Origin of the sequence: Isoptericola sp. NPDC057653 (assembly GCF_042799955.1) — a bacterium.
Classification (GTDB): Bacteria; Actinomycetota; Actinomycetes; order Actinomycetales; family Cellulomonadaceae; genus Isoptericola.
On record NZ_JBHVHP010000001.1, the window covers coordinates 2068093 to 2091052 of the forward strand.

The following is a 22960-nucleotide window of genomic DNA, read 5'->3' on the forward strand; positions in this document are numbered from 1 at the left end:
CAGCGCCCGCGTTCTGGCCCTCCAGCCCCTGGTTCGCATACCTGCAATTGTCCCGGTAGCCGCGCCCAATAGCCAGGATTCCGGTTGGGCCAATCGGGGAGAGAGGGGGGTCGCGGCCCCGGTGGGGCGTGACGGTGGGCGGGCCTACGGTCACGCCCATGGCGACGACGTACGCGGACATCTGGGCCGAGGTGCCACCGGCGCTGCGGGACCGGCTCGGGGCCGCCGAGCCCCTGACCGCCGAGGAATGGGCGGCGCTGCTGCGGGCGGGCGTCCCGGCCACGACGGCCACGCGCCGCGACGACACCGAGCCAACCGGCTGGCGGCTCCCAGTGGCGTTCCGGACGTGGCTGGCCGACGTGCTGGAGGCAGAGGCCGACGTGGCCAGCGGGGCCGACGACGAGGCCCGTGCCGTCGTGCTGCGGGAGCGTGCCGCGCGGCTGCGGGCGGGTCGGTGACCTAGGGGTGTGCCAGATGTGCCAGGTGGCTCGGATAACCACGCGATAGGTTTTCTCTAGGCGGTAGTGGGGAGCACCTGGCACACCTGGCACAGAACGTCCTGACCTGCGGAAACGTTAGAGCCGGCCTTCCTCTGCTGACGGTGGCTCAGGCTTGCCCGTGAGGCCGATCAGGCCTCGCACGGGGTGCTCTGACCCGCCCACCCGACGGCGGCCCTCGGCGACGTGGTGACGACGCGCCCAGGCGGTGGCGAGGAACCGGGACACGAACGTCTTGGCCCTCATCTGGGGATGGCCGATGGACACCAGATGGTCATTAGCCCAGCACAGTAGGACGGTCGTTGGGAGGAACCCCGAGGGGTCGGGGGCGAGACGTTCCTCAGCGAACCCCAGCAGTACGTCGGACTCGATGCGCCAGGCCAGCGTGGCGTTGGTGACGGTGGCCGGCGGGTCGGGCAGGCGGCGCCCGGCCTTGTACCAGTCCACCGCCCCGGCCACGACCCACGCCAGGATGGCCTCAGCGAGCGCCCCCGTGGCGTGGCGGACGGCGTGGCGCACGTCGGGGTCGGCTCGGATGCCGCCGGGCTCGTCGGGCTCGTGGGCCTTCAGGTAGTGCGCCCGGAACGGGATCGTGACCAGGCGGCGCCAGGTCCCGTCGTCGGTCTCCGCTACGGACGGCAGGGTGTTCGTGGTCGCCACCAGGGTGTGCGAGACGGTCCACGTCACCGAGTCCTGTCGGATCAGCCGCGCGGTCATCTGCCCGGTGCCCGCCACGTCCTTCAGCCTGCCGACGTTGATCCGGCCGCCGCCGTTCTCGGTCAGTTCCTCCAGGAACGCCAGGCGCGCCCCCCTGAGGCTCATCAGCTCGGTGGGGTGCTCGCCCGCCCCGGCCAGCAGGACACGCTTGGACACGATGGTGCAGTGCCCACCCAGGGCCGATGCCACGCCGTCCAACAGGGTGGACTTGCCGTTGCTTCCGCCGCCGTGCAGAACGGCCAGCACGTCATCGTCCGGGGGCTCGCCCGTGACGCCTTGGCCGAACCGAGCGCGCACGTAGTCCTGCAACTCAAGGGGCAGGCACTCCAGCGCCCGCGCCCACAGGGAATGCTCGGCCCCCGCGACGTACCGCACGGGGGTGGTGCGGGTGAGTAGCAACTCCGGGTCGTGGTCCAGCAGGTCGCCCGTCCTCAGGTCCACCACCCCGTTGCCCACGCACAACAGGTGCGGGTAGGCGTCCAAGTCGCCCACGCTGGTGCGCACCCGCGCGTCGGTGCGGGCCACGGTGATCAGATCGCGGGCGCGCCCAGCCTCCCGGTACCGCAGCAGGGCCTTGACGGCCTCAGAGTCGGCCCCCGAGTCCACCGCATCCTTGGCGACCTGGGCGCCGTACCGCATGGCCTGGTCGGCCACCACGGCGTCACCGTCCGCCCCGAGGGGGTGCCAGCAGCCGTTGGCGTACTTGAGCCAGCCGAGCCCAGGGGCGTGCCGATAGCGCCCTGCCAGCCGCGCGGCGACGAACTGGCGCCCGACGGGCACCGAGGCCGTGCCCCCCCGCTTCAACTCGCCGTCGATGTACTCGCCATCGCTCTGGACGTCGCTGGCCACGCGGTCGGTCTCCCTCTGCTGCGCGGCCGAGGCGGACAGGGCGTCAGCCCAGGCATCGTCGTCGGGGTCCGGGCTGTGCGGCAGATGGTTGCCCAGTTCTCCGGCTGCCTCGTCGTCGGTCTTCTCCGAGGCCTTGCGCATGGCGTAGCCCGCCGCCCCGGCAACCTCCCCGAGCGCCGGGGCGCGCCGGGGCTCGGTGTGCTTCAGCAGCCAGCCGAACCGCGCGACGAGGGCATGCTGAGCCTCGGCCCAGGTGTCGTCGTTCAGGCACCCCAGGCGCCGGGCGCACGCTAGCCGGATCATCTGCGAGAGCAGCCACGGGTGCCGACCGGGCGGGGTGTCCGTGGCCCAGGCGTCGATCATGCGGGCCACGTAGCGGCACGGCTCGTCCAGCCCGTCATCGGGCCAGTCGGCCAGCGGGGCGACCACCTCGCGCTCGGTCGCGTAGTCCTCGGTCCCGACGCGCACCCCGGCGTCGTTCAGGTAGCCCTCCAGGTCGTCCAGGCTCAGGACGTCTACCTCGTCGGGCTCGGCCATCTGGACCACCACGACGGGCACGGGGTTGGCTGGGTCCTTGACGTTCGTCGTGCCGGGCACGCGGAAGATGCGCGCGAGGTCGGAGACGGTATCGACCGTGCCGCCGTGCTGCTCGGCCACCTCTGCGACCAAGCGCCCCGTGGCACGGATCAGGGCACGGGCTCGGGCGACGTCGCCTCCGTCGTCAATGGCCCAGCGGGGCTGGAGCCCGTGCCCGCTATCGACCACAATGGCGGGCTGGGCGTGGAGTCGTGCGGACACTTCGGCCACGACCGCCTCGGCCGCCGCCCGGTCGGGCAGGTGCTTGCCGTTGCCGCCGATGTCCAGGTCGGCCACGAGGGCGGTCACGCGTGTCACGTCGGCCGACGTGCCCCGCCCCGAGGTCACGCTGTCCGCCACGGGGTTGACGCTCAGCCAGGTATCGACCTGGTCGGACAGGTCCCATGCCAGCAGTTCGGCGGGCGTCACCCAGGTGGTGCGGAACTTCCCGCCGGGGGGTTGGGCGCACAGGGTCAGCCGGTCGCCGTCGCGGTAGCCGCAGGCCTGGAGGAAGCGGTCCAGGACGCCCGGCTTGGCGCCGCCGTCGCCCCGTTCGTCGTGGTCTTCACCATCGTCGTGGTCTTCACCATCGTCGTGGTCTTCACCATCGTGGTCGGGCTCGGGCGCCACGATGGCCGCGCGGGACTTGTCGGTGCCGACGATGGACGTGCAGTGCTCGTGCACCAAGGTGCCCAGCGTGAAGGTGTTCAGCTCCATGCCGCAGTCGGGGCAGACGGTCTCGGTCGTCGTGGTCACCATGACGGCCCCCCCGGGAACTCCAAGCGGGTGCACTCTTCGCACAGGGCCGCCCAGACGACGACCCCAGGGACCACCTCGAAGTCGACGTCCCCCGGCAGCCCTTGTGGCGGCGGGCAGTACCGTTCGCACCGGTCGCAGGTGAAGTTGTCGGGGCTGTCCTCGGAGACGGGAGGCCCGCCGACCGTCATCACGATCAACGGGTCGCCCGGCCTCGGCCGCCCGTAGGTCCTCAGCAGGTGCGAGAGGGCCGCATCGGCCTGGCTCCGCATCCATTGCGATGGCTCGTGCTTCGGGATCACCGAGCGCCACCCCCGCCACCGGGTCGGGCTTCCTCCGGGGCTGTGCGCGGCCGGGTCCCCTGGGTAACCTCGGGAGCACGACGGAAGCCACCTTGGTCGGTGCTCACCTCGTGCCCTGCCCCCCGGGTGCCAGCCCGGGGGGCTTCCTCGTGCCTCATCGGGGGTCACCCCCGCCGGTGGTACGGGGATAGAAGGTCCCGCCGAACAGGCGGCCGAGCCGTTCCCGGACGTCTTCGGGCGGGGCGGGCAGGTCGGCAACGAGGCGGGCTGCAGCAGCGGCGAGGGAAGGGTCAACAGGCCCCGTCGCGATGTACGGGGGGCGCGTGGTGTCGGGGGCGCTCATGCGGCACCGCCAGCACGGCTCAGGGGCGACGGCTTGGCACGGCGAGCTGCCAGAGACTTCCGGGTGAGCGATGCGAAATAGGCCTTGCGCATCGACTCGGCGCGCACGGGGTCACCGTTGGCCTGGTCCAGAAACCGCTGCTCGAACGCCGCACGGCCGCGTGCGGTTCGGGCACTGCGGTCGGGGGTGTTCCCCCACGAGGTGAAGGCCGCAGCGCGTGCGCGTGCACGACGTTCTGCAGGGGAAAGTTCGTTGGTGGTGGGCATGGGACGTTGCCTCCCTTGGAGGTGTCGTCCCAGCGCTTTACCTGGGTTGTTGCTGTCCGGGGCCGCGTCCCGGCCCGTTGGGGTCCACTTTCGACCCACCGAACAAGCCTGATCTGGGGTTGTCCGGCGAGCATAACGCCCAACAGTTGGGGTCCACTACCCCCGTCAAGGTTGCCGCACCGTGCCCCCACAGTTGGGGTCCTTCCCCGTCAGGTGTGCCGCACAACGCCCTGCACGCGGAGGGGCTTGGCAGCGGCTCCCTCCTCGGCCAACTCGTCAATGAGGCGTCGCCCACGAGGGGACAGCTCCACCTCGTGGTCGCGGCACCAGGGGTGGCCCGGATTGGCCAGCAGCTCGCTCAGCAGCTCGCCGCGCCCTAGACCACCGTCGGCCCGCAGCACGCCCCCCGCGTCGTCGTCGCGGGCGCGCACCTCACCGTTGGGGGTGGACCACACCTCGAACGCGATACGGCCATGACACTCAGGCTCAGGGCACCGGACGTTGGCCAAGTGGATGTTCAACGACGTCATCCTCCTTCGGTTGGGGCGCCGGTCCACAGTTGATGGAGGCGCACGCCTTCATCGTTCACGCCACGGCGTCCCGGTGCCACCGGCACCAGTTCGACCCGCCACAGGGCCGCCATGCTGGCTCGCTTGCGCACAAGCGGCATGGTCTCCCAGGTAGCACGTGGGCCATCCTCGCCGTGGACCAGGGCCGCCACTACGTCGTGGCGAGTGCTGGCAACTAGGGCGGTCTCCACGGCGGTCAGCCGGTCGGCTACGGCTTTCTGGGCCGCGCGGAATGCCTCCCGCGAGAGCAGCCCGTCGGCGTAGTCCTGTGCCAGATCGTCGCGCCGACGGCGAAGCGCCTCGGCCTCGGCGGGTAGCGACGATGGGGTGCGCGACTCGGGCTCAGGGGTGAAGCGAAGGAACTCTTCGGCCCAGGTCATGGTGGCCTCGGTGACCAGGTTGTCCAGCGCGTCCTTGGCCCGCGCCACGTGGCCACCAGGACAGCGGTAGCGCACCTGGCGCCGGTCGGCCGCCCCCCGCGATGACACCCGGCACTTGGCGCCGCACACTCCGCACACGGCCACGCCTGACAGGAGGTGCTGCGGCACCGAGCCGGGCGAGGTGCGGCGGGCGGGGTCGGTCAAGATCGTTCGCACCGTCCGCCAGGTGTCCTCGCCCACGATGGCGGGCCAGGCCGCCCGGCCGACGACGACGCCCCGGTGGGAGGACAGGCCCGCGTACCGGGGCGACAGGACGATCTGACGGGCCTTCTGGGTGGTGATGGGCCGCCCGGTGGCCGACAACATCCCCCCGGCCGCGCGGCGTCGCACGGCCTCGCGCAAGGTCACCCCCGCCAGGAGGTCGTCATACAGCGCGCGGAGGTGCTGGGCCTCGGCCTCGCGCACCGTCGTGCCGTCGGCCTCGTAGCCGAACGGGCGGGCGCCGCCGGAGAACCGGCCAGCCTCGGCGCGCTGCTGGGCGGCGCGCCCTATGCGCTCGGCCTTAATCTCCGACTCGTACTGGTTCGCGGCGCCGAGGATGCGGGCCTGGAACCGCCCTGATGCCGTCGTGAGGTCCACCAGCCCTGAGCGGACGGTGGCCACCTGGACGGCCGACGACTCCAACAGGTCCACGAGGGCCTCCAGGTCCACCAGGCGCCGGTACAGCCGGTCGCTGTGCCAGGCCACCACGGCGTCCACCTCGCCCGCCTTGAGCAGGTCCACCAGGCGCTGGTAGTTCGGGCGGGTCTTGCGTGCGTGGGCGGAGACGTCGTTGTCCACGAGGACGTGAGCGACGTCCCAGCCGCGCTCGGCGGCTAGGCGACGGCAGTCCTCTTCCTGTCGTCCCACCCCGGCCTCTCGGCCTGTTCGGTCCTGGGAGATGCGGCAGTAGATAGCGGTCCTCGTCATGCCCACTAGCCTAGGGTGCCTCAATCGCCATGTCGTGAAGACCACCATGCTCAACGCGCTCGCCGGGTCGATCCCGTCGGGGCAGCGGGTGATCTCGTGCGAGGAGGTCTTCGAGGTGCGGTTCGCCGCGCGCGACCACGTCGCGATGCAGTGCCGCCAGCCCAGTCTCGAGGGCACCGGCGAGATCCCGCTGCGGCGTCTCGTGAAGGAGGCGCTGCGGATGCGGCCCGACCGCATCGTCATCGGCGAGGTGCGCGAGGCGGAGAGCTTCGACATGCTCGTGGCGCTCAACGCCGGGATCCCCGGGATGTGCACCGTGCACGCGAACTCGGCCCGCGAGGCCGTCACCAAGATGTGCACGCTGCCCCTGCTGGCCGGGGAGAACGTCTCGGACCGCTTCGTGGTGCCGACCGTGGCGGCGGCGATCGACCTGGTGGTGCACCTCGACGTCGCCGCCGACGGCGCGCGGCAGGTGCGCGAGGTCGTGGCCGTCACGGGCCGGGTCGAGGGCGACCGCGTCGAGACGGCCGGGATCTTCCACCGGCGGCCGACCGACCAGGGCGGCGACCTCGTGCGGGGCGACGGGTTCCCGCCCGGCGAGGAGCGGTTCGCGCGCGCCGGCGTGGACGTGCGGTCGTTGCTCGCGGGGGGCCGCTGATGGGGGTCGTCGTCGGGCTGCTGCTCGGCGCCGGCCTGGTGTGCGTGTGGTTGTCGTGGTGGGAGCCGGCCGAGCGGTCGCGGCGCCGGGGAGGCCGGTCCGCGGCCGTGCAGGACCTGCTGGTCCAGGCGGGGGCGCCGTCGGTGACACCGGCGGCGCTGTGGTGGCTCAGCGCGACGGCCGGCGTCGTCGTGCTGCTCGCGGGGCTGGCGCTCACCCGTTCGCCGGCGATCGCCGCGTGCTTCGCGCTGATGGCCGCGGTCGCGCCGGAGTCGCTCGTCCGGGCGCGCGCCCGGCGGCGTCGCCGGAACCTGCGCGAGGTGTGGCCCGAGGTCGTCGACCACCTCGCCTCCGGCGTCCGGGCCGGCCTGTCGCTGCCCGAGGCCGTGGCGCAGCTCGGGGAGCGTGGCCCGGCCGAGCTGCGCGAGGCGTTCGCGCGGTTCGCGGCCGACTATCGCGCCACCGGCCGCTTCGGCGAGTGCCTGGACCTGCTCAAGGCGCGGCTCGCCGACCCCGTCGCCGACCGCATCATCGAGGCACTGCGGCTCACGCGCGAGGTGGGCGGCTCGGACCTCGGGCGCCTGCTGCGGACGCTGTCGTCGTTCCTGCGCGAGGACGCCCGCACGCGCGGAGAGCTGGAGGCGCGGCAGTCCTGGACGGTCAACGGCGCGCGCCTCGCCGCCGCGGGCCCGTGGGTCGTGCTGGCGTTCCTCGCCTCGCGGCCGGAGACGGCGGAGGCGTACAACTCGGCGGCCGGCGTGGCGGTGCTGGCCGCGGGCGCCGCGACCTCGGTCGTGGCGTACTGGCTGATGCGCCGTATCGGGCGGCTGCCCGAGGAAGGGCGGGTGCTGAGGTGATCGACCGATGGTTCTCCCTCGTGGGCGCGTCCGTGGGCCTGCTCGGTGGGCTCGGCGTCCTGCTCGTCGTCGCCCGGCTCCGCGCCCGCCGCATGACGCTCGACGAGCGCCTCGCCCCGGCGCTCCGCCCCCGCGACGCCACGTCCGGACTCCTGCGCGAGCAGCCCGCGCACACGCCGTTCCCGGCCCTGGAGCGGCTCCTGGCCCCGTGGGTCGCGGACGCCGCGCACTGGTTCGAGCGGCTCGGGTCCACGCGCGCGGACGTGCGCCGCCGCCTCGACCGCGCGGGCTGGTCGGAGAGCGTCGAGGCGTTCCGCGCCCGGCAGGTCGTCTCGGCCGCGCTCGGGCTGGCGGCCGGTCTCGTCCTCGCGCTGCTGCTCGCCGCGGCCCGCGGCTCGTCCCCGGTGCCGCTCGCGGCCCTGGTGCTGCTGTGCGGGGCGATCGGCTTCGTCCTGTGCGACCAGTGGCTCAGCCGCGCCGTCCGGCGCCGCGAGGAGCGGATGCTCGCCGAGTTCCCGACGATCGCCGAGCTCCTCGCCCTCGCGGTCACCGCCGGCGAGGGCCCGGTGCCGGCCCTGGAGCGGGTCGCGTCGACGGCGCGCGGGGAGCTGTCCGGCGAGATCTCCGCGATGCTCGCCGACGTCCGCGCCGGCGCGCCCATCGCCGGCGCCCTCACCGCCATGGCCGACCGCACGGGCCTGCCGTCGCTCACCCGGTTCGCCGAGGGCGTCGCCGTGGCCCTGGAGCGGGGTACGCCGCTCGCGGACGTGCTGCGCGCGCAGGCCCAGGACGTGCGGGAGTCCGGCAGGCGCGCGCTCATGGAGGCAGGTGGCAAGAAGGAGGTCGCGATGCTCGTCCCGGTCGTCTTCCTCATCCTGCCGATCACCGTCGTCTTCGCGGTCTTCCCCTCTCTCGCCACCCTCCGGATCGGCCTGTGACCGTGCGTGCCGACCTCCGACCCCACCGCCGCCGCGCGGTGCCACCGAAAGGACCGACCATGCAGCACGACGAGACCGAGAACCGGCCCCACGACCGCCCGGCCGCGGACGACCCGGAGCGCGGCGACGTGCCGGGCTGGGTGCTCGTGACCCTCATGACGGCGGGCCTGGTCGTCGCGCTCTGGGCGATCGCCGGCCCGCTGCTGGAGGGCGCGTTCACCCAGGCGATCTCGAGCGTCACGGGTCGCTGACATGGCGATCGGCCGGCTCCACCACCTGGTGATCGACTGCCCCGACCCGCGGGCGCTCGCGGAGTTCTGGTCGGCCGTGCTGGGTCAGGACGTCACGTACGCGGACGACGACTTCGTCGTGGTCGCGCGCAGCGACCAGAGCTCCGGGCTCGCGTTCCAGCGTGCGCCCGACCACCGCGCGCCGGACTGGGGCGACCCGGAGCGGCCGCAGCAGATGCACCTCGACGTCATGGTCGACGACGTGGCCGACGCCCACCAGCGCGTCCTCGCCCTCGGGGCGCGCCGCCTCACCGCCGCCGCGCCGGGGGCGGGGGACGGTGACGTGTACGCCGACCCGGCCGGCCACCCGTTCTGCCTGATCCCGCGCCCCGGATGGGCGCCGCCGGTCGCCGACGAGCACCCGTGACCCGCGCGGACAGGTCGCGGCCGACGGGGGCGCGTGCGCGGGGACCGGGGCCGGGGGTCCCGGCCACGCGCGGGGACCGAGCGCCCCGGGCCGGTGCGGCGGACCCCGAGGCGGGCTCGGCCGTGGCCGAGTTCGTCATGGTCGCGGCGCTGGTGCTCGCGCTGTTCCTCGGCGTGGTGCAGGTGGCGCTCGCGATGCACGTGCGGGCGCTGTCGATCGACGCGGCCGCGGAGGGCGCCCGCGTGGCGGCGCGCTCCGACCGGGACCTCGCGAGCGGCGCCACCCGGACGCGCGACCTCCTCACCGCGGCGCTCGGGAGCCGGTACGCCGAGGACGTGTCCGTGCGCAGCGCCGTCCGCGACGGTCTCGACGTCGTGGAGGTCACGGTCCAGGTACCGCTGCCGGTGGTCGGGCTGCTCGGCCCGTCGGGCGTCCTCACCCTCCGCGGTCACGCGCTGGAGGAGGCGTGAGCGCGCCCGCCCCGGGCGGGGACGGCGCGACCGGGGCGGCCCCGTCGGCCGACGGCGAGGTCGATCCCGGCCTCGATCACGAGGCGGGCGCGGCGCTGGTCGAGTTCCTCGGCACGGCGGTGCTGCTGCTGGTCCCGCTGGTGTACCTGGTGCTCACCGTGGCGCAGGTGCAGGCGGGCGCGTTCGCGGTCGAGGGCGCGGCCCGGGAGGCGGGCCGCGCGATGGTCACGGCGGACTCGTCGGCCGCGGGCGCGGAGCGCGCGCGGGCGGCGGCAGGCATCGCGTTCGCCGACCAGGGCTTCGACGTCGTCGACGGGTCGGTGTCCCTGGAGTGCTCGGCGGACCCGTGCCTCACGCCGGGCGCGACGGTCGGCGTGCGCACCTGGCTGGAGGTGCCGCTGCCGTTCGTGCCCGCGGGGCTGCGGGGCTGGGTGCCGCTGGAGATCCCGGTCACCGCGACGCACGTCGCGACGGTCGACGAGTACGGGCAGGCGCGCCCGTGACCGCCCGCACGGCCCGGGCCGCCCGTGGCGCGGCCGGTCGCGACACGTCCGCCCGCGCCGGGCCCGCCCGCGGGGCGGGGGAGGAGGGCCGCATCATGCTGCTCACGGCGGGGATGGTGGCCCTGGCGCTGATGATCGTCGGCATGGTCGCGTCGGCCACGGCGGTCCACCTGGACCGCAAGCACCTGTTCGACCTCGCGGACGCGGTCGCCGCCGACGCCGCGGACGCCACGCCGCCCGAGCGGTTCTACGCGGGCGGCGCGCCCGCCCCCGCGGGCGAGGCGGTGCTCACCCTGACCGCCGCGGACGTCGAGGGGTCGGTGCGCGCCTACCTCGCCGCGCACCCGGGGGAGGCGGCGGGCCTGGACGGGCTGCGGGTCGTGGAGGCGTCGGCCCCGGACGGCCGGACGGCTCGGGTGGGGCTGGCCGCGACGTCGCACCCGCCGCTGCTGCGCTGGTTCACGGACGCGGTCGGGGGTGGGTTCACGGTCGCGGCGACGTCGTCCGCCCGAGCCGGCTGAGTGTGGAACTTCCCACACCGTCAAAGGCGCATCTGAGATGCCGATTTAGCTAGCCTGCGGGTGTGCAGCTCACCGCGTTCACCGACCTCGGACTGCGCATCGTCATGCGCCTGGCGGTGCTCGACGCCGAGGAGACCGCGACCACGCGCGCCCTCGCCGAGGAGCTGAACGTCCCCGCGACGCACGCCGCCAAGGTCGTCACGCAGCTCGGCCGGCTCGGCGTCGTCGACGCCCGCCGCGGCCGCGCGGGCGGCCTGCGGCTCGCCCACGGCGCCCGCGCCGTGTCCGTCGGGTTCGTCGCGCGCTCGCTCGAGGGCGACGGGGAGGTCGTCGAGTGCGAGGGCGCGAGCCCCTGCCCGTTGCGCGGCGGGTGCCGCCTGCGCGGGGCGCTCGCCCGCGCCCGCGAGGCGTTCTTCGCCGCGCTCGACCCGGTGACGATCGCCGACGTCGCCGCCGCGCCCACCCGGGACCTGCTGCTGCAGATCGGCACCCGCCCGCCCGGCTGAGACCTCCGGCGCCGACGCCCGCGCGACGACGCCGGGCGCCCACGACGGAAACCCTGAAGAACAGACAGGAGTCCCTCCATGCTCACCCCCGAGTCCGCGGCCGTCGTCCGCGCCACGCTGCCCGTGATCGGCGGCGCGATCGGCGACATCACGCCCGTCTTCTACCGCCGCATGTTCGCGGCCCGCCCGGAGCTGGAGCGCGACCTCTTCAACCGCGGCAACCAAGCCCGCGGCGACCAGCAGCGGGCCCTCGCGGGGGCGATCGCCGCCTACGCGACGCTCCTCGTGGACGACGGCCCCGACCCCCGCTCGGTGCTGGCGCGCATCGCGCACAAGCACGCGTCGCTCGGGATCCTCCCCGAGCAGTACCCGATCGTGCACGAGCACCTGTTCGCCGCCATCGTCGAGGTGCTCGGCGACGCGGTCACGCCCGAGGTCGCCGCCGCGTGGGACGAGGTCTACTGGGACATGGCGGACGCTCTCGTCGAGATCGAGCTGGGCCTGTACGGCGAGACGGGCGTGGCGCCCGGCGACGTGTGGCGCACCGTGACGGTCGGCCGGCGCACGCAGGAGTCGCCCGACACGGTGTCGCTCGAGCTGGTCGCCCCGGACGGCTCGGCGCTGCCTGCCGCGCGCCCGGGGCAGTACGTGTCCGTGGCCGTGCACCTGCCCGACGGCGCGCGCCAGATCCGGCAGTACAGCCTCACCGGCGCGGGCGCGCCCGGCGCGTGGACCATCTCGGTCAAGGCGGTCCCGGCCGGCGCGGACGCCACGGGGACGGCCCCGGCCGGCGAGGTCTCGAACCACCTGCACGCCAACGCGTTCGAGGGCGACGGGCTCGAGGTGTCCGTGCCCTTCGGCGAGCTGACGCTGATCGAGGGCGAGAACCCGCTGGTGCTCGTCTCCGCCGGCATCGGGATCACGCCGATGATCGGCTTCCTGCACCACCTGCGTCGCGCCGGCACCACGCGGCGCGTCGTGGTGCTGCACGCCGACCGCTCGCCCGCGCGCCACGCGCACCGCGCCGAGCTGCGCGCTCTCGTCGACGACATCCCCACCGCCGAGCTGCACCGCTGGTACGAGGACCTGGGCACCCGCCCTGCGCAGGAACGGCTGCGCTCGGGCTACCTCGACCTCGCGGGCGTGGACGTGCCGCACGACGCGGACGCCTACCTCTGCGGCCCGGCACCGTTCATGACGATGGTCGGGTCCGCCCTCCTGGGCCGGGGCGTCACGGCCGACCGGATCCACCACGAGGTCTTCGGCCCCGGCCAGGAGATCGCCGCGGCCTGACCCCGCGCCCTCCCCGCGGGACCGTCCGCCTGCCCGGCCTCAGCCGTCGTCGGGCAGGCGGACGAAGAGGCCGGGGTAGTCGACGACGAACCCGTCGGCGTCCACCGTGATCTCGCGCAGGAAGTCGCTGTCGCGGGACTCGTAGACGTAGCGGTCGGAGGACGGCCGGGTGTACCGCTGCGGGTCGGGCGTGACCTCGAACGTCGCGCCGTCGACGTACGCGGTGACGATGTCGGCCGCCGCCTCGACCGCCAGGCCGAGGCGGCGCACCGGCAGCGTGTTCGTGAAGGGCGAGAACGACAGGTCGACGTCGACGGCGTCGGCCAGGTCCGGCCGCTCCGCACCGTCCACCCGCCAGGTGCCCGCCGCGTCGCGGTCCAGGTCGAGCTGGCGGCCCGCGGACGACCACAGGCGCAGACCCCGGAACTCCCATCCCGGCGTGAGCTCCATCGCGTACTCGAGCCGCTCGGGCCCCAGGTCCACGAGGGAGCGGGCGCGCAGCAGGTCCTGCCGCAGGTCCAGGTCGAGGTGCTCGACGCTGCCCGTCGTCAGGCCGCGCCACCGGTACGTCGCCATGCGGTTCGCCTCCGGTCCCTCGGGCCGTGCCTGCGGTCCGGTGTCTGCCCTGCTCCGTCCAGGATGGGTCCGGCGGCCCGACCTCGCCGGGTAGATTCGCGCGCATGACCGACGACGCCCGACCCGACGACGACCGGGCTGCCGGCAAGCTCCCCGTGCGCCTGGACCAGATGTTCGACCTCGCCCGCGCCGGAACCGACCTGCTGCTGGAGTTCGTCGACGCCGGCGTCCCGGCCGACCACGCGGACGCACACGGCAACACGCTGCTGATGCTCGCGGCTTACCACGGCCACGCGGGACTCGTCCGCGGCCTGGCCGAGCGCGGCGCAGACGTCGACCGCGTCAACGCGCGCGGCCAGTCGCCGCTCGCGGGCGCCGTCTTCAAGGGGTCCGACGACGTGGTGGCGGCGCTGCTGGCCGCCGGCGCCGACCCGGACGCGGGGTCGCCGAGCGCCCGCGACACCGCGCAGATGTTCGGCCGCGCGCTGCCCGAGGCGCCGGCCGGCGCCTGACCTCGGCGACCGGGCCGGCGCCCCGTGCAGGGTCGGTCAGGGCCGCCGGACGTCCACGAGGAACCCGACCGCGTCGGCGTCGCGCTCCGTCGTCGAGCCGAGCTCGCGCAGCGGGTGCGCCCGCGGTGCGGCGTCGCGTGCCGCGGCGGTGACCTGCAGGACCCGCTCGACGACCGCGCGCGTCTCGGAGACCTCCGCCCAGCGGTCGCCCACGACGTGCGCCTCGATCCGCCACGGGACGCGCACGCCGGGGCTGAGCGCCCGCACCCACCGGTCCTCGGCGGGGAGGTCCGCCAGCGGCAGGCGCAGCGCGCGCCCCGTGGCGAGCTCGCCCACCACGGCGAGCGCGTCGTCCGCGACGTCTGCCTCGAGATGGTCGAGCCGGTACCAGAGGCGGTCGGGCGTCGCGCGGCGGGAGGTCACGCGGCCGATGATGGCAGGAGCGCGCCGCAGGGACGGGCCGGGGCGGGCCCGGCGCTCATGGCGGGTAACCTTGAACCTCGTGGCCACCATCGACTTTCCCGCAGAGATCAAGGCGCTGCGCGCCACCCTCGAGTCCATCGAGGCCGTGAGCGACCCCACCGTCCTGCAGGCGAAGATCGCGGACCTCTCCGAGCAGGCCGCCGCCCCGGACCTGTGGGACGACCCCGACTCGGCGCAGAAGGTGACCTCCGCGCTGTCCGCCACCCAGGCTGAGCTGGACCGCGTGTCCCGCCTCGGTCGGCGCATCGACGACGTCGAGACGCTCGTCGAGCTGGGGCACGAGATGGAGGACGAGGACTCGCTCGTCGAGGCCGAGGGCGAGATCGCGGCGATCCGCAAGGACCTCGACGTCCTCGAGGTCCGCACCCTCCTCAACGGCGAGTACGACGCCCGCGAGGCCGTCGTTACCATCCGGGCGGGCGCGGGCGGCGTCGACGCCGCCGACTTCGCCGAGATGCTCCTGCGCATGTACCTGCGCTGGGCCGAGCGGCACGGGTACCCGACCAAGGTCATGGACACCTCGTACGCCGAGGAGGCGGGCCTGAAGTCGGCGACGTTCGAGGTGAACGCCCCGTACGCCTTCGGCAACCTGTCCGTCGAGGCCGGCACGCACCGCCTGGTCCGCATCTCGCCGTTCGACAACCAGGGCCGCCGCCAGACGTCGTTCGCCGCGGTCGAGGTGGTCCCGCTGATCGAGCAGACCGACTCCATCGAGATCCCCGAGTCCGAGCTGAAGATCGACGTCTTCCGCTCCTCGGGCCCCGGCGGGCAGTCGGTGAACACGACCGACTCCGCCGTGCGGATGACCCACCTCCCCACCGGCACCGTCGTGTCGATGCAGAACGAGAAGTCGCAGATCCAGAACCGTGCCGCCGCCCTGCGTGTCATGCAGTCCCGCCTGCTGCTCATCCGGCAGCAGGAGGAGGCCGCGAAGAAGAAGGAGCTCGCGGGCGACATCAAGGCCAGCTGGGGCGACCAGATGCGCTCCTACGTGCTGCAGCCGTACCAGATGGTCAAGGACCTGCGCACCGAGCACGAGTCGGGCAACACGCAGGCCGTGTTCGACGGCGCGATCGACGACTTCATCGAGGCGGGCATCCGCTGGCGCCGCTCCGGCGGCGCCGACGCGGCCTGACGTCGGCCTCCCCGGGCGGCCGCCCGGACCCAGGGCACACCGGCGTGTCCTTCCTGCCACCCTCCCTGCCGGGTGCGACTCTCGGAAATCGGGCAGCCCGGTCCTGAGGTGACGTGGGCCGGTGCTGCACGGTCCACCAGGCAGGGGAAGAGGCACGTCGTGATCCGGTTCGAGAACGTCTCGAAGGTCTACGCCCGAGGGGCGCGGCCCGCGCTCGACGACGTCTCCGTCGACGTCTCGCGCGGGGAGTTCGTGTTCCTCGTGGGCGCGTCCGGCTCGGGCAAGAGCACGTTCCTGCGGCTGGTGCTGCGCGAGGAGCGCCCCACCGGCGGCAGCGTGTACGTCGCGGGCCGCGACCTGTCCCGCCTGTCGAGCTGGAAGGTGCCGTCCCTCCGGCGCAGCATCGGGGTCGTCTTCCAGGACTTCCGCCTGCTGCCCAACAAGACCGTCTACGAGAACGTCGCGTTCGCGCTGCAGGTGATCGGCAAGCCGCGCCACACGATCCGCACCACCGTGCCCGAGGTGCTGGAGATGGTGGGCCTGGACGGCAAGGAGAAGCGGCTGCCGCACGAGCTGTCCGGCGGCGAGCAGCAGCGGGTGGCCATCGCGCGCGCGTTCGTCAACCGGCCGCAGATCCTGCTCGCGGACGAGCCGACGGGCAACCTCGACCCGACCACTTCGCTGGGGATCATGCGCCTGCTCGACCGGATCAACCGCACCGGCACCACGGTGGTCATGGCCACGCACGACGACGAGATCGTCAACGAGATGCGCAAGCGGGTGGTGGAGCTGTCGACGGGCTCCGTCGTGCGCGACGAGGTGGACGCCGTCTACGGCGAGCGCGAGTCGATCCTGCCGCAGGTGGGGCAGACGCCCGTGCTCGACGCCCCGGGCCGCGGCGCGCGGGCCGTCGCCGCGCGCGTGCAGGTCTCGCCCGAGCCGGCCGACCTCGAGGCCGAGCGGGCCGCCGAGGCCGCGGCGGCGCGCGCCGCCGCAGAGGAGAGCACAGAGGAGAGCGCAGAGGAGAGCGTGGCGGACCACGACGACCACCACCACGACCACGACCTGGTGCCCTCGCCCGAGCAGGCCCCGGTCCTCGTGCAGGAGCCCGACCCCGAGCCCGCGCCGCCCCCCGCGCCCGGGCACCGCCACGACGCGGGGACGCCGTCGGCCGACGAGGTGGTGCGGCAGGTGCTGCGCGAGCACGAGCGCGTGCGCGCGGGACGGGAGGCCTGAGGGTGCGGCTCCAGTTCGTCCTCACCGAGGTCCTCGGCGGCCTGCGGCGCAACCTGTCCATGGTGGTGTCCGTCGTCCTCGTGACGTTCGTGTCGCTCACCTTCGTCGGCGCGGCAGCGCTGCTGCAGTCCCAGGTGACCAAGCTCAAGGGGGACTGGTACGACCTCGTCGAGGTCTCCGTCTTCCTCTGCCCGGACGGCTCCACCGCGCCGACGTGCGCCGACGGCGAGGCGACGCCGGAGCAGGTCGACGCCCTGCAGAAGGTCATCGACACCGAGCTGTCGGACGTCGTGGCCACCACGTACTTCGAGAGCAAGGCGGACGCGTTCAAGGCGTTCACGAAGCTGTACCCGGACGGGTACCAGGGCACCCAGCTCACCGAGGACGACATGCAGGCGTCGTTCCGGCTCAAGCTGGTCGATCCCGAGCAGTACCAGGTGGTCGACGACGTCCTCGAGGGCCGCACCGGCGTCGAGGTCGTGGAGGACCAGCGCGAGGTGTTCGAGCCGCTGTTCCTCGCGCTCGGTCGAGCCTCGCTGCTGGCGGCCGGCCTGGCGGGAGTGATGCTCCTGGCCGCGGTGCTGCTGATCACCACGACCATCCGGCTGTCCGCGGTCTCCCGGCGCCGTGAGACCGGCATCATGCGGCTCGTCGGCGCGTCGAACCTGTTCGTGCAGCTGCCGTTCATGCTCGAGGGCGCGATCGCCGCGCTGGTGGGCGCCCTGCTCGCCGTGGGCGGGCTGTGGCTCGCCGTCCAGTACCTGGTGACGGACTGGTTGCAGGACTCCGTCGACTGGGTGGCGTACGTGGACGTGGGCGACGTCCTGCTCATCGCGCCGCTGCTGATCGGTATCGCCGTGCTCCTGGCGGTGGTGTCGTCCGTGGTGACGCTCAACCGGTACACGAGGGTGTGAGATCGCAGATGACGACCCTGAGCACGAACCGAGGCGTCGGACGGCGCGTGGTGGGCGGCCTCGTGGCCGCGGTGCTGGTGCTGGGCGGGGCGACGACGTCGGCCACCGTGACGGCGGGCGTGCAGGCGAGGTCCGCGGCCGCCGACGACATCGACGACCAGCGGGCCGCCGCGGAGGCGAAGCAGCGGGCGAAGGAGCGCGAGCGCGACAGCCTCCAGGAGGAGCTCGAGGACACCAACGCCAAGTTCCGCCAGGCCGTGCTCGACCTCAACGAGGTCGAGGGGCGCCTCCCGGTGGCGCAGGCGGCGCTCGACGCGGCCGAGGCCCGGCTGGAGGAGGCGCGCCGCAAGGCCGCGATCCTCGCCCAGCGTCTCGCGGACGCCGAGGCGGAGGAGGCCGCCGTCTCCGGCCAGATCGACGCGGGGAAGGGCAAGGTCGAGGCCGCGCGCGCCGACGTCGTGCAGATGGCGCGGCAGGCGTACCGCAACGGCGACGACACCAGCACGCTCGGCATCGTCACCGGCGCGCAGTCGACGGAGGACTTCCTGGCGGAGTTCGCCGTCTCGTCGTCGGCGGCCCGCAGCCAGGCGCGCACCCTCTCCGACCTGCAGGACGCCGAGGCGGTGGCCCGCAACCAGCAGGCCCGGCTCGACGCGATCCGTGCGGCGATCGCCGATCTCAAGCGCGAGGCCGACGCCAACGTGGTCGCCGCCGAGAAGGCCCAGCGCGAGGCGGCGGACCGCAAGGCCGAGGTCGAGCGGCTCATCGCCAAGCAGCAGAAGCTCAAGGCGTCGATCGAGTCGCAGAAGGCGAGCGCGCTCGCGGAGCTCAAGCAGAACGAGAAGGCGCAGCAGAGCCTCGAGTCCGAGCTCAAGCAGATCATCAAGAAGCAGAAGGCCCGCGACGCCCGGCTCGAGGAGCAGCGGCGCAAGGCCGAGGAGGAGGCCCGCCGGAAGGCGGCCGCCGAGCGCAAGAGCAACAGCAACAGCGGCGGTGGCGGTGGTGGCTCCAGCTCCGGCGGCGGTGGCGGTGGCGGCGGAGGCGGCGGTGGTGGTGGCTCGTCGTCCTCGTCCGGGTCGTTCCTCGGCTGGCCGACGAACTACCACGTGGTGACCAGCTCGTACGGCATGCGCTTCCACCCGATCCTGCACTACTGGCGGCTGCACGCCGGCACGGACATCCGCACCTACTGCGGCACGCCGATCTACGCGGCGCAGAGCGGGTACGTCGAGAAGGCGTACTACGGCAGCGGGCCCGGCAACAACGTGCTCATCAATCACGGCACCTACAAGGGCAACAACGTCATGACCCGCTACCTGCACATGACCTACGACACCGTGGGGGTGGGGCAGTACGTCGACAAGGGGCAGGTCATCGGCTACTCCGGCTCGACGGGCACCGCGGAGGCGTGCCACCTGCACTTCGAGGTGTACGTCAACGGCAGCACCACGGACCCGATGGGCGGCTGGCTGAACTGACGGGCGTCCGCGGAGCGCGGAAAAGCCCTGGCCACCGCGCGCGGCTCCCGTATCCTGGGTCGTCGCGAGACCGCGACCTCGGGAGGAGGGAACCATGTCCAGGGCCAACGGCGGAGCCAAGAAGAAGCAGGGCGACCCGCGCACGATCGTGGCGAACAACAAGAAGGCACGCCACGACTACGTGATCGAGGACGTCGTCGAGGCGGGGATCGTCCTGTCCGGCACCGAGGTCAAGGCGCTGCGCATGGGGCGGGCGTCGCTCCTCGACGGGTACGCCGCGATCGACCACGGCGAGGCCTGGCTCGAGAACGTGCACATCCCGGAGTACTTCCAGGGCACGTGGAACAACCACGCGCCGCGGCGGAAGCGCAAGCTGCTGCTCCACCGCGAGGAGATCGACCGGCTGGGCGTCAAGTCGCGGGAGAAGGGGCACACCCTGATCCCGCTGAGCCTGTACTTCCTCGACGGGCGCGCCAAGGTCGAGATCGCCCTGGCGCGCGGCAAGAAGGAGTACGACAAGCGGCAGACGCTCCGCGAGAAGCAGGACATGCGCGAGGCGCAGCGCGCCATCCGGCACCAGGAGCTCCTGGGCTGAGCCGTCGTGCGAGCGGCCCGGGCGCGGAAATAACGGCGCGGCCGGGGCGGTTGATCCTCTAGACTGGAGGACGTCGGCGCGGGTCTCCCGTGGCCGGCAGGGTCGGCAGACCCGGTTGAAAAATGCATAGGGGCTGATCGGTTTCGACGGTGGTCGTGCTTCGTGGAGAAGCGGGCCGAGGATGCAGGCTCATCTCGTTAACGACTTGCCTGCAAACTTATAGGTGCCGATAACAAGCGCACCGACTTCGCCCTCGCCGCCTGAGCGAGTCCCGAAGTCCGTGAGCCCGGGATTGCTCTCGACCCGGTAGCTCACGTCATCTAGAGAGCCACTGCTCGCCGCCCTCGTCACCGGGGCGGCGGGGACACCTAGGTGACTGGGCCCGTCCGCACCTTGTCTGCGTGAGCGCGGGGGCCGAGAAAAGCACAGCAGACTGCGCCCGGAGAAGTCCTCGAAAGGCGCCACCGGACCCGGGTTCGATTCCCGGCAGCTCCACCCCTGCGACAGGCGGGCCACCTTCTCGGTGGCCCGCCTGTCGTGCGTCCGGGGGCGTGGCCGGCCATTGCTTCGGACCCCGTACATTTCGTTAGGGTGGCCGGATGCCGTACGCCGCCGACGTCGTCCCCGCCCCCGTGTCCCTGCAGGCCGCGGGGGAGATCCTCGCCCTGCGCGACGGCGCGGAGGTCGCGGCCAACCCCGACCTCCAGCCGGCCGCCCGGTGGTGGCGGCGGGTGAGCGAGGACGCGTTCGGGCTCGACCTCGTGCCCGCTGCCCTGGCCGACGACCCTGCCGAGGACGAGGCCGACGTCGTGTTCGACGTCGCGCCGGGGCTCGCCGCGGGCGGCTACCGGCTGACGATCGACGCCGACGGTGGCCGCGCCGCCGTGCGCGTGGCCGCCGCGGACCTCGCCGGGGCGCACGCCGCGGCGCAGACGCTCCGCCAGCTCGCCGGGCCGCAGGCGTTCCGCCGCGCCGGGAGCGCGCCGCTCGCGCTGCCCGCCGTGACGGTCGAGGACGGTCCCCGGTTCGGCTGGCGCGGGGTGCTGCTGGACGTCGCCCGCCACTTCCTGCCGAAGGCGGACGTGCTGCGCTTCGTGGACCTCGCGGCCGCCCACCACCTCAACGTGCTGCAGCTGCACCTCACCGACGACCAGGGCTGGCGCATGGAGGTGGAGCGCTACCCGCGCCTCACCGAGGTCGGGTCCTGGCGGCGCGAGTCCGGCGTCGGCACCTGGCGCGCGGGCCGGTACGACGGCCGCCCCCACGGCGGGTTCTACACCCGCGACGACCTGCGCGAGATCGTCGCGTACGCGCGGGACCGCGGTGTGACCGTGGTGCCCGAGATCGGCTCGCCCGGCCACGTGCAGGCGCTGGTCACCGCGTACCCGGAGCTGGCCGCCCGCCCCGGCGCGCACGAGGTGCGCACCACCTGGGGCATCAGCGAGGACGTGATCGACCCCTCGCCCGCGGCCGTCGAGTTCTTCGCCGGCGTCCTGGACGAGGTGTGCGAGGTGTTCGACTCGCCGTTCGTCGCGCTGGGCGGCGACGAGGTGCCGGTCGTGGCGTGGCGGGAGCGCCCCGACATCGTGGCGCGCGCCGCGGACCTCGGCCTCGTCGGGCCCGACGGCGAGGGGGACGTGGCGCGGCTGCACGGCTGGTTCCTCGCGCGGCTCGCGGACCATCTGCGGTCCCGCGGCCGTCGCGCGGTCGTGTGGGACGAGGCGTTCGGCCCGGACCTGCCGCGCGACGTCGTGGTGACGTGCTGGCGTGGCCACGCGGTGGCGGCGGACGCCCTCGCGGCCGGGCACGACGTCGTGATGGCGCCCGAGCAGGAGGTCTACCTCGACCACCGCGCGGCCGGCGGCGACGACGAGCCGGTGCCGGTCGGCTTCGTCCGCACGGTCGACGACGTGCGCGCCTTCGAGCCGTTCCCGGCGGGCCTGCTCGCGGCGCGGCCCGAGCTGGCGGGCGACCTGCCCGGCGCGCTGCTGGGTGCCCAGGCGCAGGTGTGGAGCGAGCACCTCGACTCCGCGCGGCGCGTCGACTACACGGCGTTCCCGCGGCTCGTGGCGTTCGCCGAGGCCGTCTGGAACCCGGCGGCGCCGGCCTTCGACGAGCGGCTGCGCGGCGCGCACCTGGCGCGGCTGGACGCGGCGGGCGTCGAGTACCGGCCGCTCGACGGGCCGCGTCCGTGGCAGCGGCGGCCCGGGGTGGTCGGCTACCCGCGTGACCTGGCGACCGAGCGTGCCGCGGCCGGGTGGGCCGGGATGGGCGGCTGGGTCGAGGGCCGCGACGGCGCCGAGCCGGACGCGTAGGCGCCGGTCGGGGCCGCCGCTCAGCGGCCCGCGACGACCGGCGCGGGAGACTGGTCGGGCGCCTCGTCCGGGGCCGCGGGGAGCGGCGCGTCGGGGTGGTCCGGACCGTCCTCGGGCCCGCCCTCGGGGCCGTGCGGCGCGCCCCCGCCGGCCTCGGCCTCGGGCCGGGACCGCCGGCGCAGCCAGCGGAACCCGAGGTAGCCGAGCCCGGCGACGACGAGCCAGGGGAGCAGGACGCCGAGCACGAGGACGATCGTCTGCAGGGTCGTGACCAGCGAGTGCCAGCCCGACGCGAGCCCGCCCAGGAAGCCGCCGCGCGACTGCACCGCGTTCACCGGCTCGGGGACGATCCGCACGTCGAGCGTGGACATCGCGACCTGGTCGGAGAGGCGCTGGCGCTGGGTCGTGAGCGCGTCGAGGTCGGCCTGGCGGGTGGTCAGCTCCTGCTCCACCTGGAGCAGCTCCTCGGTGCTCCCGGCCGTCTTCATGAGGTCGCGCAGCCGGTCGGTCGACGTGGTCAGCGCGGCGATGCGGGCGTCGAGGTCCTGCCCCTCGCCGGTGACGTCCTCGGTCTGCACGTCGACGTCCTCGACGGTGCCGAGCCGGTCCAGCGCCTCCACGGCGCCGGTCATCCGGTTCGCCGGCAGCCGTACGGTCATGGACGCGGTGCCGGGGGAGTCGTTCGTGGCGGCCGTCTCGGTGCGCCGCTCCACCCGGCCCCCGGCCTCCTCCACGAGCCGGGCGAGCTTGCTCGCCGCCGCGGCGGGCTCGTCGGCGACGACGGTGGCGCTGCCGGTCGTCACGATCTCGCGCTCCGCGGCCGCACCGGCCGGATCGGCCTCCGCGAAGCTCTCGCTCGCGCTCGTCGCCGACTCGTCCGCGGAGCCGGCCGCGGAGTCGGCCGCCCGGTCGGGCACGGACGAGGCGCCGTCGCCGGAGCCGGACGAGCAGCCTGCGACGAGGAGCAGCAGCGCGGTCGCGAGGGCGGCGACGGCGGCGGGCGCGCGTCGGCCCCTGTCCGGACGGGGGGAGGCAGGCATGGCTCCGAGCGTAGGGCGGGGGCACGTCGCCCCTGGTCGGGACCGCGCG

Annotated in this window: 23 protein-coding genes, 1 other RNA gene and 2 pseudogenes; 19 read left to right on the forward strand and 7 right to left on the reverse strand. The window is 74.0% G+C overall.

The annotated features are described in order from the left end of the window. Positions 1-158 precede the first annotated feature (158 nt). Entirely contained in the window at positions 159-458 is a 300-nt protein-coding gene (locus ACFU9A_RS09385) for a hypothetical protein (protein WP_430574962.1), read from the forward strand. A gap of 117 nt (positions 459-575) precedes the next feature. Here ACFU9A_RS09385 and ACFU9A_RS09390 read toward each other — a convergent pair whose 3' ends face one another. The 4 genes from ACFU9A_RS09390 to ACFU9A_RS09405 all read right to left on the reverse strand — a co-directional run bounded on the left by ACFU9A_RS09390 (position 576) and on the right by ACFU9A_RS09405 (position 6224). Continuing rightward, positions 576-3398 (reverse strand): phage/plasmid primase, P4 family, encoded by a 2823-nt coding sequence (locus ACFU9A_RS09390; RefSeq protein WP_430574963.1) that lies wholly within the window; start codon positions 3396-3398, stop codon positions 576-578. A 638-nt stretch (positions 3399-4036) separates the two neighbouring features. Continuing rightward, positions 4037-4306: a hypothetical protein gene (locus tag ACFU9A_RS09395; RefSeq protein ID WP_430574964.1), complete on the reverse strand. Its 270-nt coding sequence runs from the start codon at positions 4304-4306 to the stop codon at positions 4037-4039. A 209-nt stretch (positions 4307-4515) separates the two neighbouring features. Further along, on the reverse strand, positions 4516-4836 hold the full coding sequence (locus ACFU9A_RS09400; protein WP_430574965.1) for a hypothetical protein: 321 nt from the start codon (positions 4834-4836) through the stop codon (positions 4516-4518). After that, positions 4833-6224: a recombinase family protein gene (locus ACFU9A_RS09405; protein ID WP_430574966.1), complete on the reverse strand. Its 1392-nt coding sequence runs from the start codon at positions 6222-6224 to the stop codon at positions 4833-4835. The genes ACFU9A_RS09400 and ACFU9A_RS09405 overlap by 4 nt, the downstream gene beginning before the upstream one ends. 37 nt (positions 6225-6261) lie before the next feature. On the opposite strand from ACFU9A_RS09405, the pseudogene ACFU9A_RS09410 reads away from it, so the two are divergent. The 10 genes and pseudogenes from ACFU9A_RS09410 to ACFU9A_RS09455 form a co-directional block, all read left to right on the forward strand. Beyond that, positions 6262-6882: pseudogene (locus ACFU9A_RS09410) on the forward strand (ATPase, T2SS/T4P/T4SS family); the annotation flags it as partial. Further along, the gene (locus ACFU9A_RS09415; protein WP_430574967.1) at positions 6882-7739 is read left to right on the forward strand and encodes a type II secretion system F family protein; all 858 of its coding nucleotides are present in this window, start codon (positions 6882-6884) and stop codon (positions 7737-7739) included. The pseudogene ACFU9A_RS09410 and the gene ACFU9A_RS09415, both read left to right, overlap by 1 nt. Continuing rightward, entirely contained in the window at positions 7736-8677 is a 942-nt protein-coding gene (locus ACFU9A_RS09420; protein WP_430574968.1) for a type II secretion system F family protein, read from the forward strand. Before ACFU9A_RS09415 ends, ACFU9A_RS09420 begins: the two co-directional genes overlap by 4 nt. Before the next feature lie 59 nt (positions 8678-8736). Further along, positions 8737-8928 (forward strand): hypothetical protein, encoded by a 192-nt coding sequence (locus tag ACFU9A_RS09425; protein ID WP_430574969.1) that lies wholly within the window; start codon positions 8737-8739, stop codon positions 8926-8928. Between the two features lies 1 nt (position 8929). Beyond that, positions 8930-9334, forward strand: a complete 405-nt coding sequence (locus tag ACFU9A_RS09430; protein ID WP_430574970.1) for a VOC family protein — start codon at positions 8930-8932, stop codon at positions 9332-9334. Between the two features lie 122 nt (positions 9335-9456). Further along, complete coding sequence (locus tag ACFU9A_RS09435) at positions 9457-9804, forward strand: TadE/TadG family type IV pilus assembly protein (protein ID WP_430574971.1); 348 nt, start codon at positions 9457-9459, stop codon at positions 9802-9804. Continuing rightward, a complete protein-coding gene (locus ACFU9A_RS09440; protein ID WP_430574972.1) occupies positions 9801-10307 on the forward strand; it encodes a pilus assembly protein in 507 nt (168 codons plus the stop codon). The genes ACFU9A_RS09435 and ACFU9A_RS09440 overlap by 4 nt, the downstream gene beginning before the upstream one ends. Then, positions 10304-10828 (forward strand): hypothetical protein, encoded by a 525-nt coding sequence (locus ACFU9A_RS09445; protein WP_430574973.1) that lies wholly within the window; start codon positions 10304-10306, stop codon positions 10826-10828. Before ACFU9A_RS09440 ends, ACFU9A_RS09445 begins: the two co-directional genes overlap by 4 nt. 62 nt (positions 10829-10890) lie before the next feature. Further along, positions 10891-11334: an RrF2 family transcriptional regulator gene (locus ACFU9A_RS09450; protein ID WP_430574974.1), complete on the forward strand. Its 444-nt coding sequence runs from the start codon at positions 10891-10893 to the stop codon at positions 11332-11334. Positions 11335-11412: 78 nt separating this feature from the next. Next, positions 11413-12627 (forward strand): globin domain-containing protein, encoded by a 1215-nt coding sequence (locus ACFU9A_RS09455; protein WP_430574975.1) that lies wholly within the window; start codon positions 11413-11415, stop codon positions 12625-12627. A gap of 39 nt (positions 12628-12666) precedes the next feature. Here ACFU9A_RS09455 and ACFU9A_RS09460 read toward each other — a convergent pair whose 3' ends face one another. After that, on the reverse strand, positions 12667-13203 hold the full coding sequence (locus ACFU9A_RS09460; RefSeq protein WP_430574976.1) for a putative glycolipid-binding domain-containing protein: 537 nt from the start codon (positions 13201-13203) through the stop codon (positions 12667-12669). 104 nt (positions 13204-13307) lie between these two features. On the opposite strand from ACFU9A_RS09460, the gene ACFU9A_RS09465 reads away from it, so the two are divergent. Further along, entirely contained in the window at positions 13308-13715 is a 408-nt protein-coding gene (locus tag ACFU9A_RS09465) for an ankyrin repeat domain-containing protein (protein ID WP_430574977.1), read from the forward strand. 36 nt (positions 13716-13751) lie between these two features. Here the strand turns inward: ACFU9A_RS09465 and ACFU9A_RS09470 are convergent, their stop codons facing one another. After that, entirely contained in the window at positions 13752-14138 is a 387-nt protein-coding gene (locus ACFU9A_RS09470; RefSeq protein ID WP_430574978.1) for a hypothetical protein, read from the reverse strand. A gap of 79 nt (positions 14139-14217) precedes the next feature. Here ACFU9A_RS09470 and prfB point away from each other — a divergent pair, with 79 nt between their 5' ends. The 7 genes and pseudogenes from prfB to ACFU9A_RS09505 all read left to right on the forward strand — a co-directional run bounded on the left by prfB (position 14218) and on the right by ACFU9A_RS09505 (position 21871). Then, positions 14218-15333: a peptide chain release factor 2 gene (gene prfB / locus ACFU9A_RS09475; RefSeq protein ID WP_430574979.1), complete on the forward strand. Its 1116-nt coding sequence runs from the start codon at positions 14218-14220 to the stop codon at positions 15331-15333. A gap of 159 nt (positions 15334-15492) precedes the next feature. Further along, positions 15493-16170, forward strand: a pseudogene (gene ftsE / locus ACFU9A_RS09480) (cell division ATP-binding protein FtsE); the annotation flags it as partial. A gap of 401 nt (positions 16171-16571) precedes the next feature. Continuing rightward, entirely contained in the window at positions 16572-17483 is a 912-nt protein-coding gene (gene ftsX, locus ACFU9A_RS09485; RefSeq protein WP_430574980.1) for a permease-like cell division protein FtsX, read from the forward strand. Positions 17484-17491: 8 nt separating this feature from the next. Beyond that, positions 17492-18961, forward strand: coding sequence for a peptidoglycan DD-metalloendopeptidase family protein (locus tag ACFU9A_RS09490; protein WP_430574981.1), 1470 nt, complete (start codon positions 17492-17494; stop codon positions 18959-18961). A gap of 94 nt (positions 18962-19055) precedes the next feature. After that, complete coding sequence (gene smpB, locus ACFU9A_RS09495) at positions 19056-19556, forward strand: SsrA-binding protein SmpB (RefSeq protein ID WP_380243402.1); 501 nt, start codon at positions 19056-19058, stop codon at positions 19554-19556. A gap of 129 nt (positions 19557-19685) precedes the next feature. After that, positions 19686-20054: a transfer-messenger RNA gene (gene ssrA, locus ACFU9A_RS09500) on the forward strand. A gap of 101 nt (positions 20055-20155) precedes the next feature. Beyond that, on the forward strand, positions 20156-21871 hold the full coding sequence (locus ACFU9A_RS09505) for a beta-N-acetylhexosaminidase (protein WP_430574982.1): 1716 nt from the start codon (positions 20156-20158) through the stop codon (positions 21869-21871). A gap of 20 nt (positions 21872-21891) precedes the next feature. Here ACFU9A_RS09505 and ACFU9A_RS09510 read toward each other — a convergent pair whose 3' ends face one another. Continuing rightward, positions 21892-22911, reverse strand: a complete 1020-nt coding sequence (locus ACFU9A_RS09510) for a DUF4349 domain-containing protein (RefSeq protein ID WP_430574983.1) — start codon at positions 22909-22911, stop codon at positions 21892-21894. Positions 22912-22960: the final 49 nt, after the last annotated feature.

Bases quoted from the DNA above. Each gene is read 5' to 3' on its own strand.
- ACFU9A_RS09395 (WP_430574964.1), bottom strand. From the start codon at position 4,306: ATGCCCACCACCAACGAACTTTCCCCTGCAGAACGTCGTGCACGCGCA.
- ACFU9A_RS09415 (WP_430574967.1), top strand. From the start codon at position 6,882: ATGGGGGTCGTCGTCGGGCTGCTGCTCGGCGCCGGCCTGGTGTGCGTG.
- ACFU9A_RS09405 (WP_430574966.1), bottom strand. From the start codon at position 6,224: ATGACGAGGACCGCTATCTACTGCCGCATCTCCCAGGACCGAACAGGC.
- smpB (WP_380243402.1), top strand. From the start codon at position 19,056: ATGTCCAGGGCCAACGGCGGAGCCAAGAAGAAGCAGGGCGACCCGCGC.
- ACFU9A_RS09465 (WP_430574977.1), top strand. From the start codon at position 13,308: ATGACCGACGACGCCCGACCCGACGACGACCGGGCTGCCGGCAAGCTC.
- ACFU9A_RS09400 (WP_430574965.1), bottom strand. From the start codon at position 4,836: ATGACGTCGTTGAACATCCACTTGGCCAACGTCCGGTGCCCTGAGCCT.
- ACFU9A_RS09460 (WP_430574976.1), bottom strand. From the start codon at position 13,203: ATGGCGACGTACCGGTGGCGCGGCCTGACGACGGGCAGCGTCGAGCAC.
- ACFU9A_RS09425 (WP_430574969.1), top strand. From the start codon at position 8,737: ATGCAGCACGACGAGACCGAGAACCGGCCCCACGACCGCCCGGCCGCG.
- ACFU9A_RS09430 (WP_430574970.1), top strand. From the start codon at position 8,930: ATGGCGATCGGCCGGCTCCACCACCTGGTGATCGACTGCCCCGACCCG.
- ACFU9A_RS09385 (WP_430574962.1), top strand. From the start codon at position 159: ATGGCGACGACGTACGCGGACATCTGGGCCGAGGTGCCACCGGCGCTG.
- ACFU9A_RS09505 (WP_430574982.1), top strand. From the start codon at position 20,156: ATGCCGTACGCCGCCGACGTCGTCCCCGCCCCCGTGTCCCTGCAGGCC.
- ACFU9A_RS09455 (WP_430574975.1), top strand. From the start codon at position 11,413: ATGCTCACCCCCGAGTCCGCGGCCGTCGTCCGCGCCACGCTGCCCGTG.
- ACFU9A_RS09390 (WP_430574963.1), bottom strand. From the start codon at position 3,398: ATGGTGACCACGACGACCGAGACCGTCTGCCCCGACTGCGGCATGGAG.
- ACFU9A_RS09510 (WP_430574983.1), bottom strand. From the start codon at position 22,911: ATGCCTGCCTCCCCCCGTCCGGACAGGGGCCGACGCGCGCCCGCCGCC.
- ACFU9A_RS09490 (WP_430574981.1), top strand. From the start codon at position 17,492: ATGACGACCCTGAGCACGAACCGAGGCGTCGGACGGCGCGTGGTGGGC.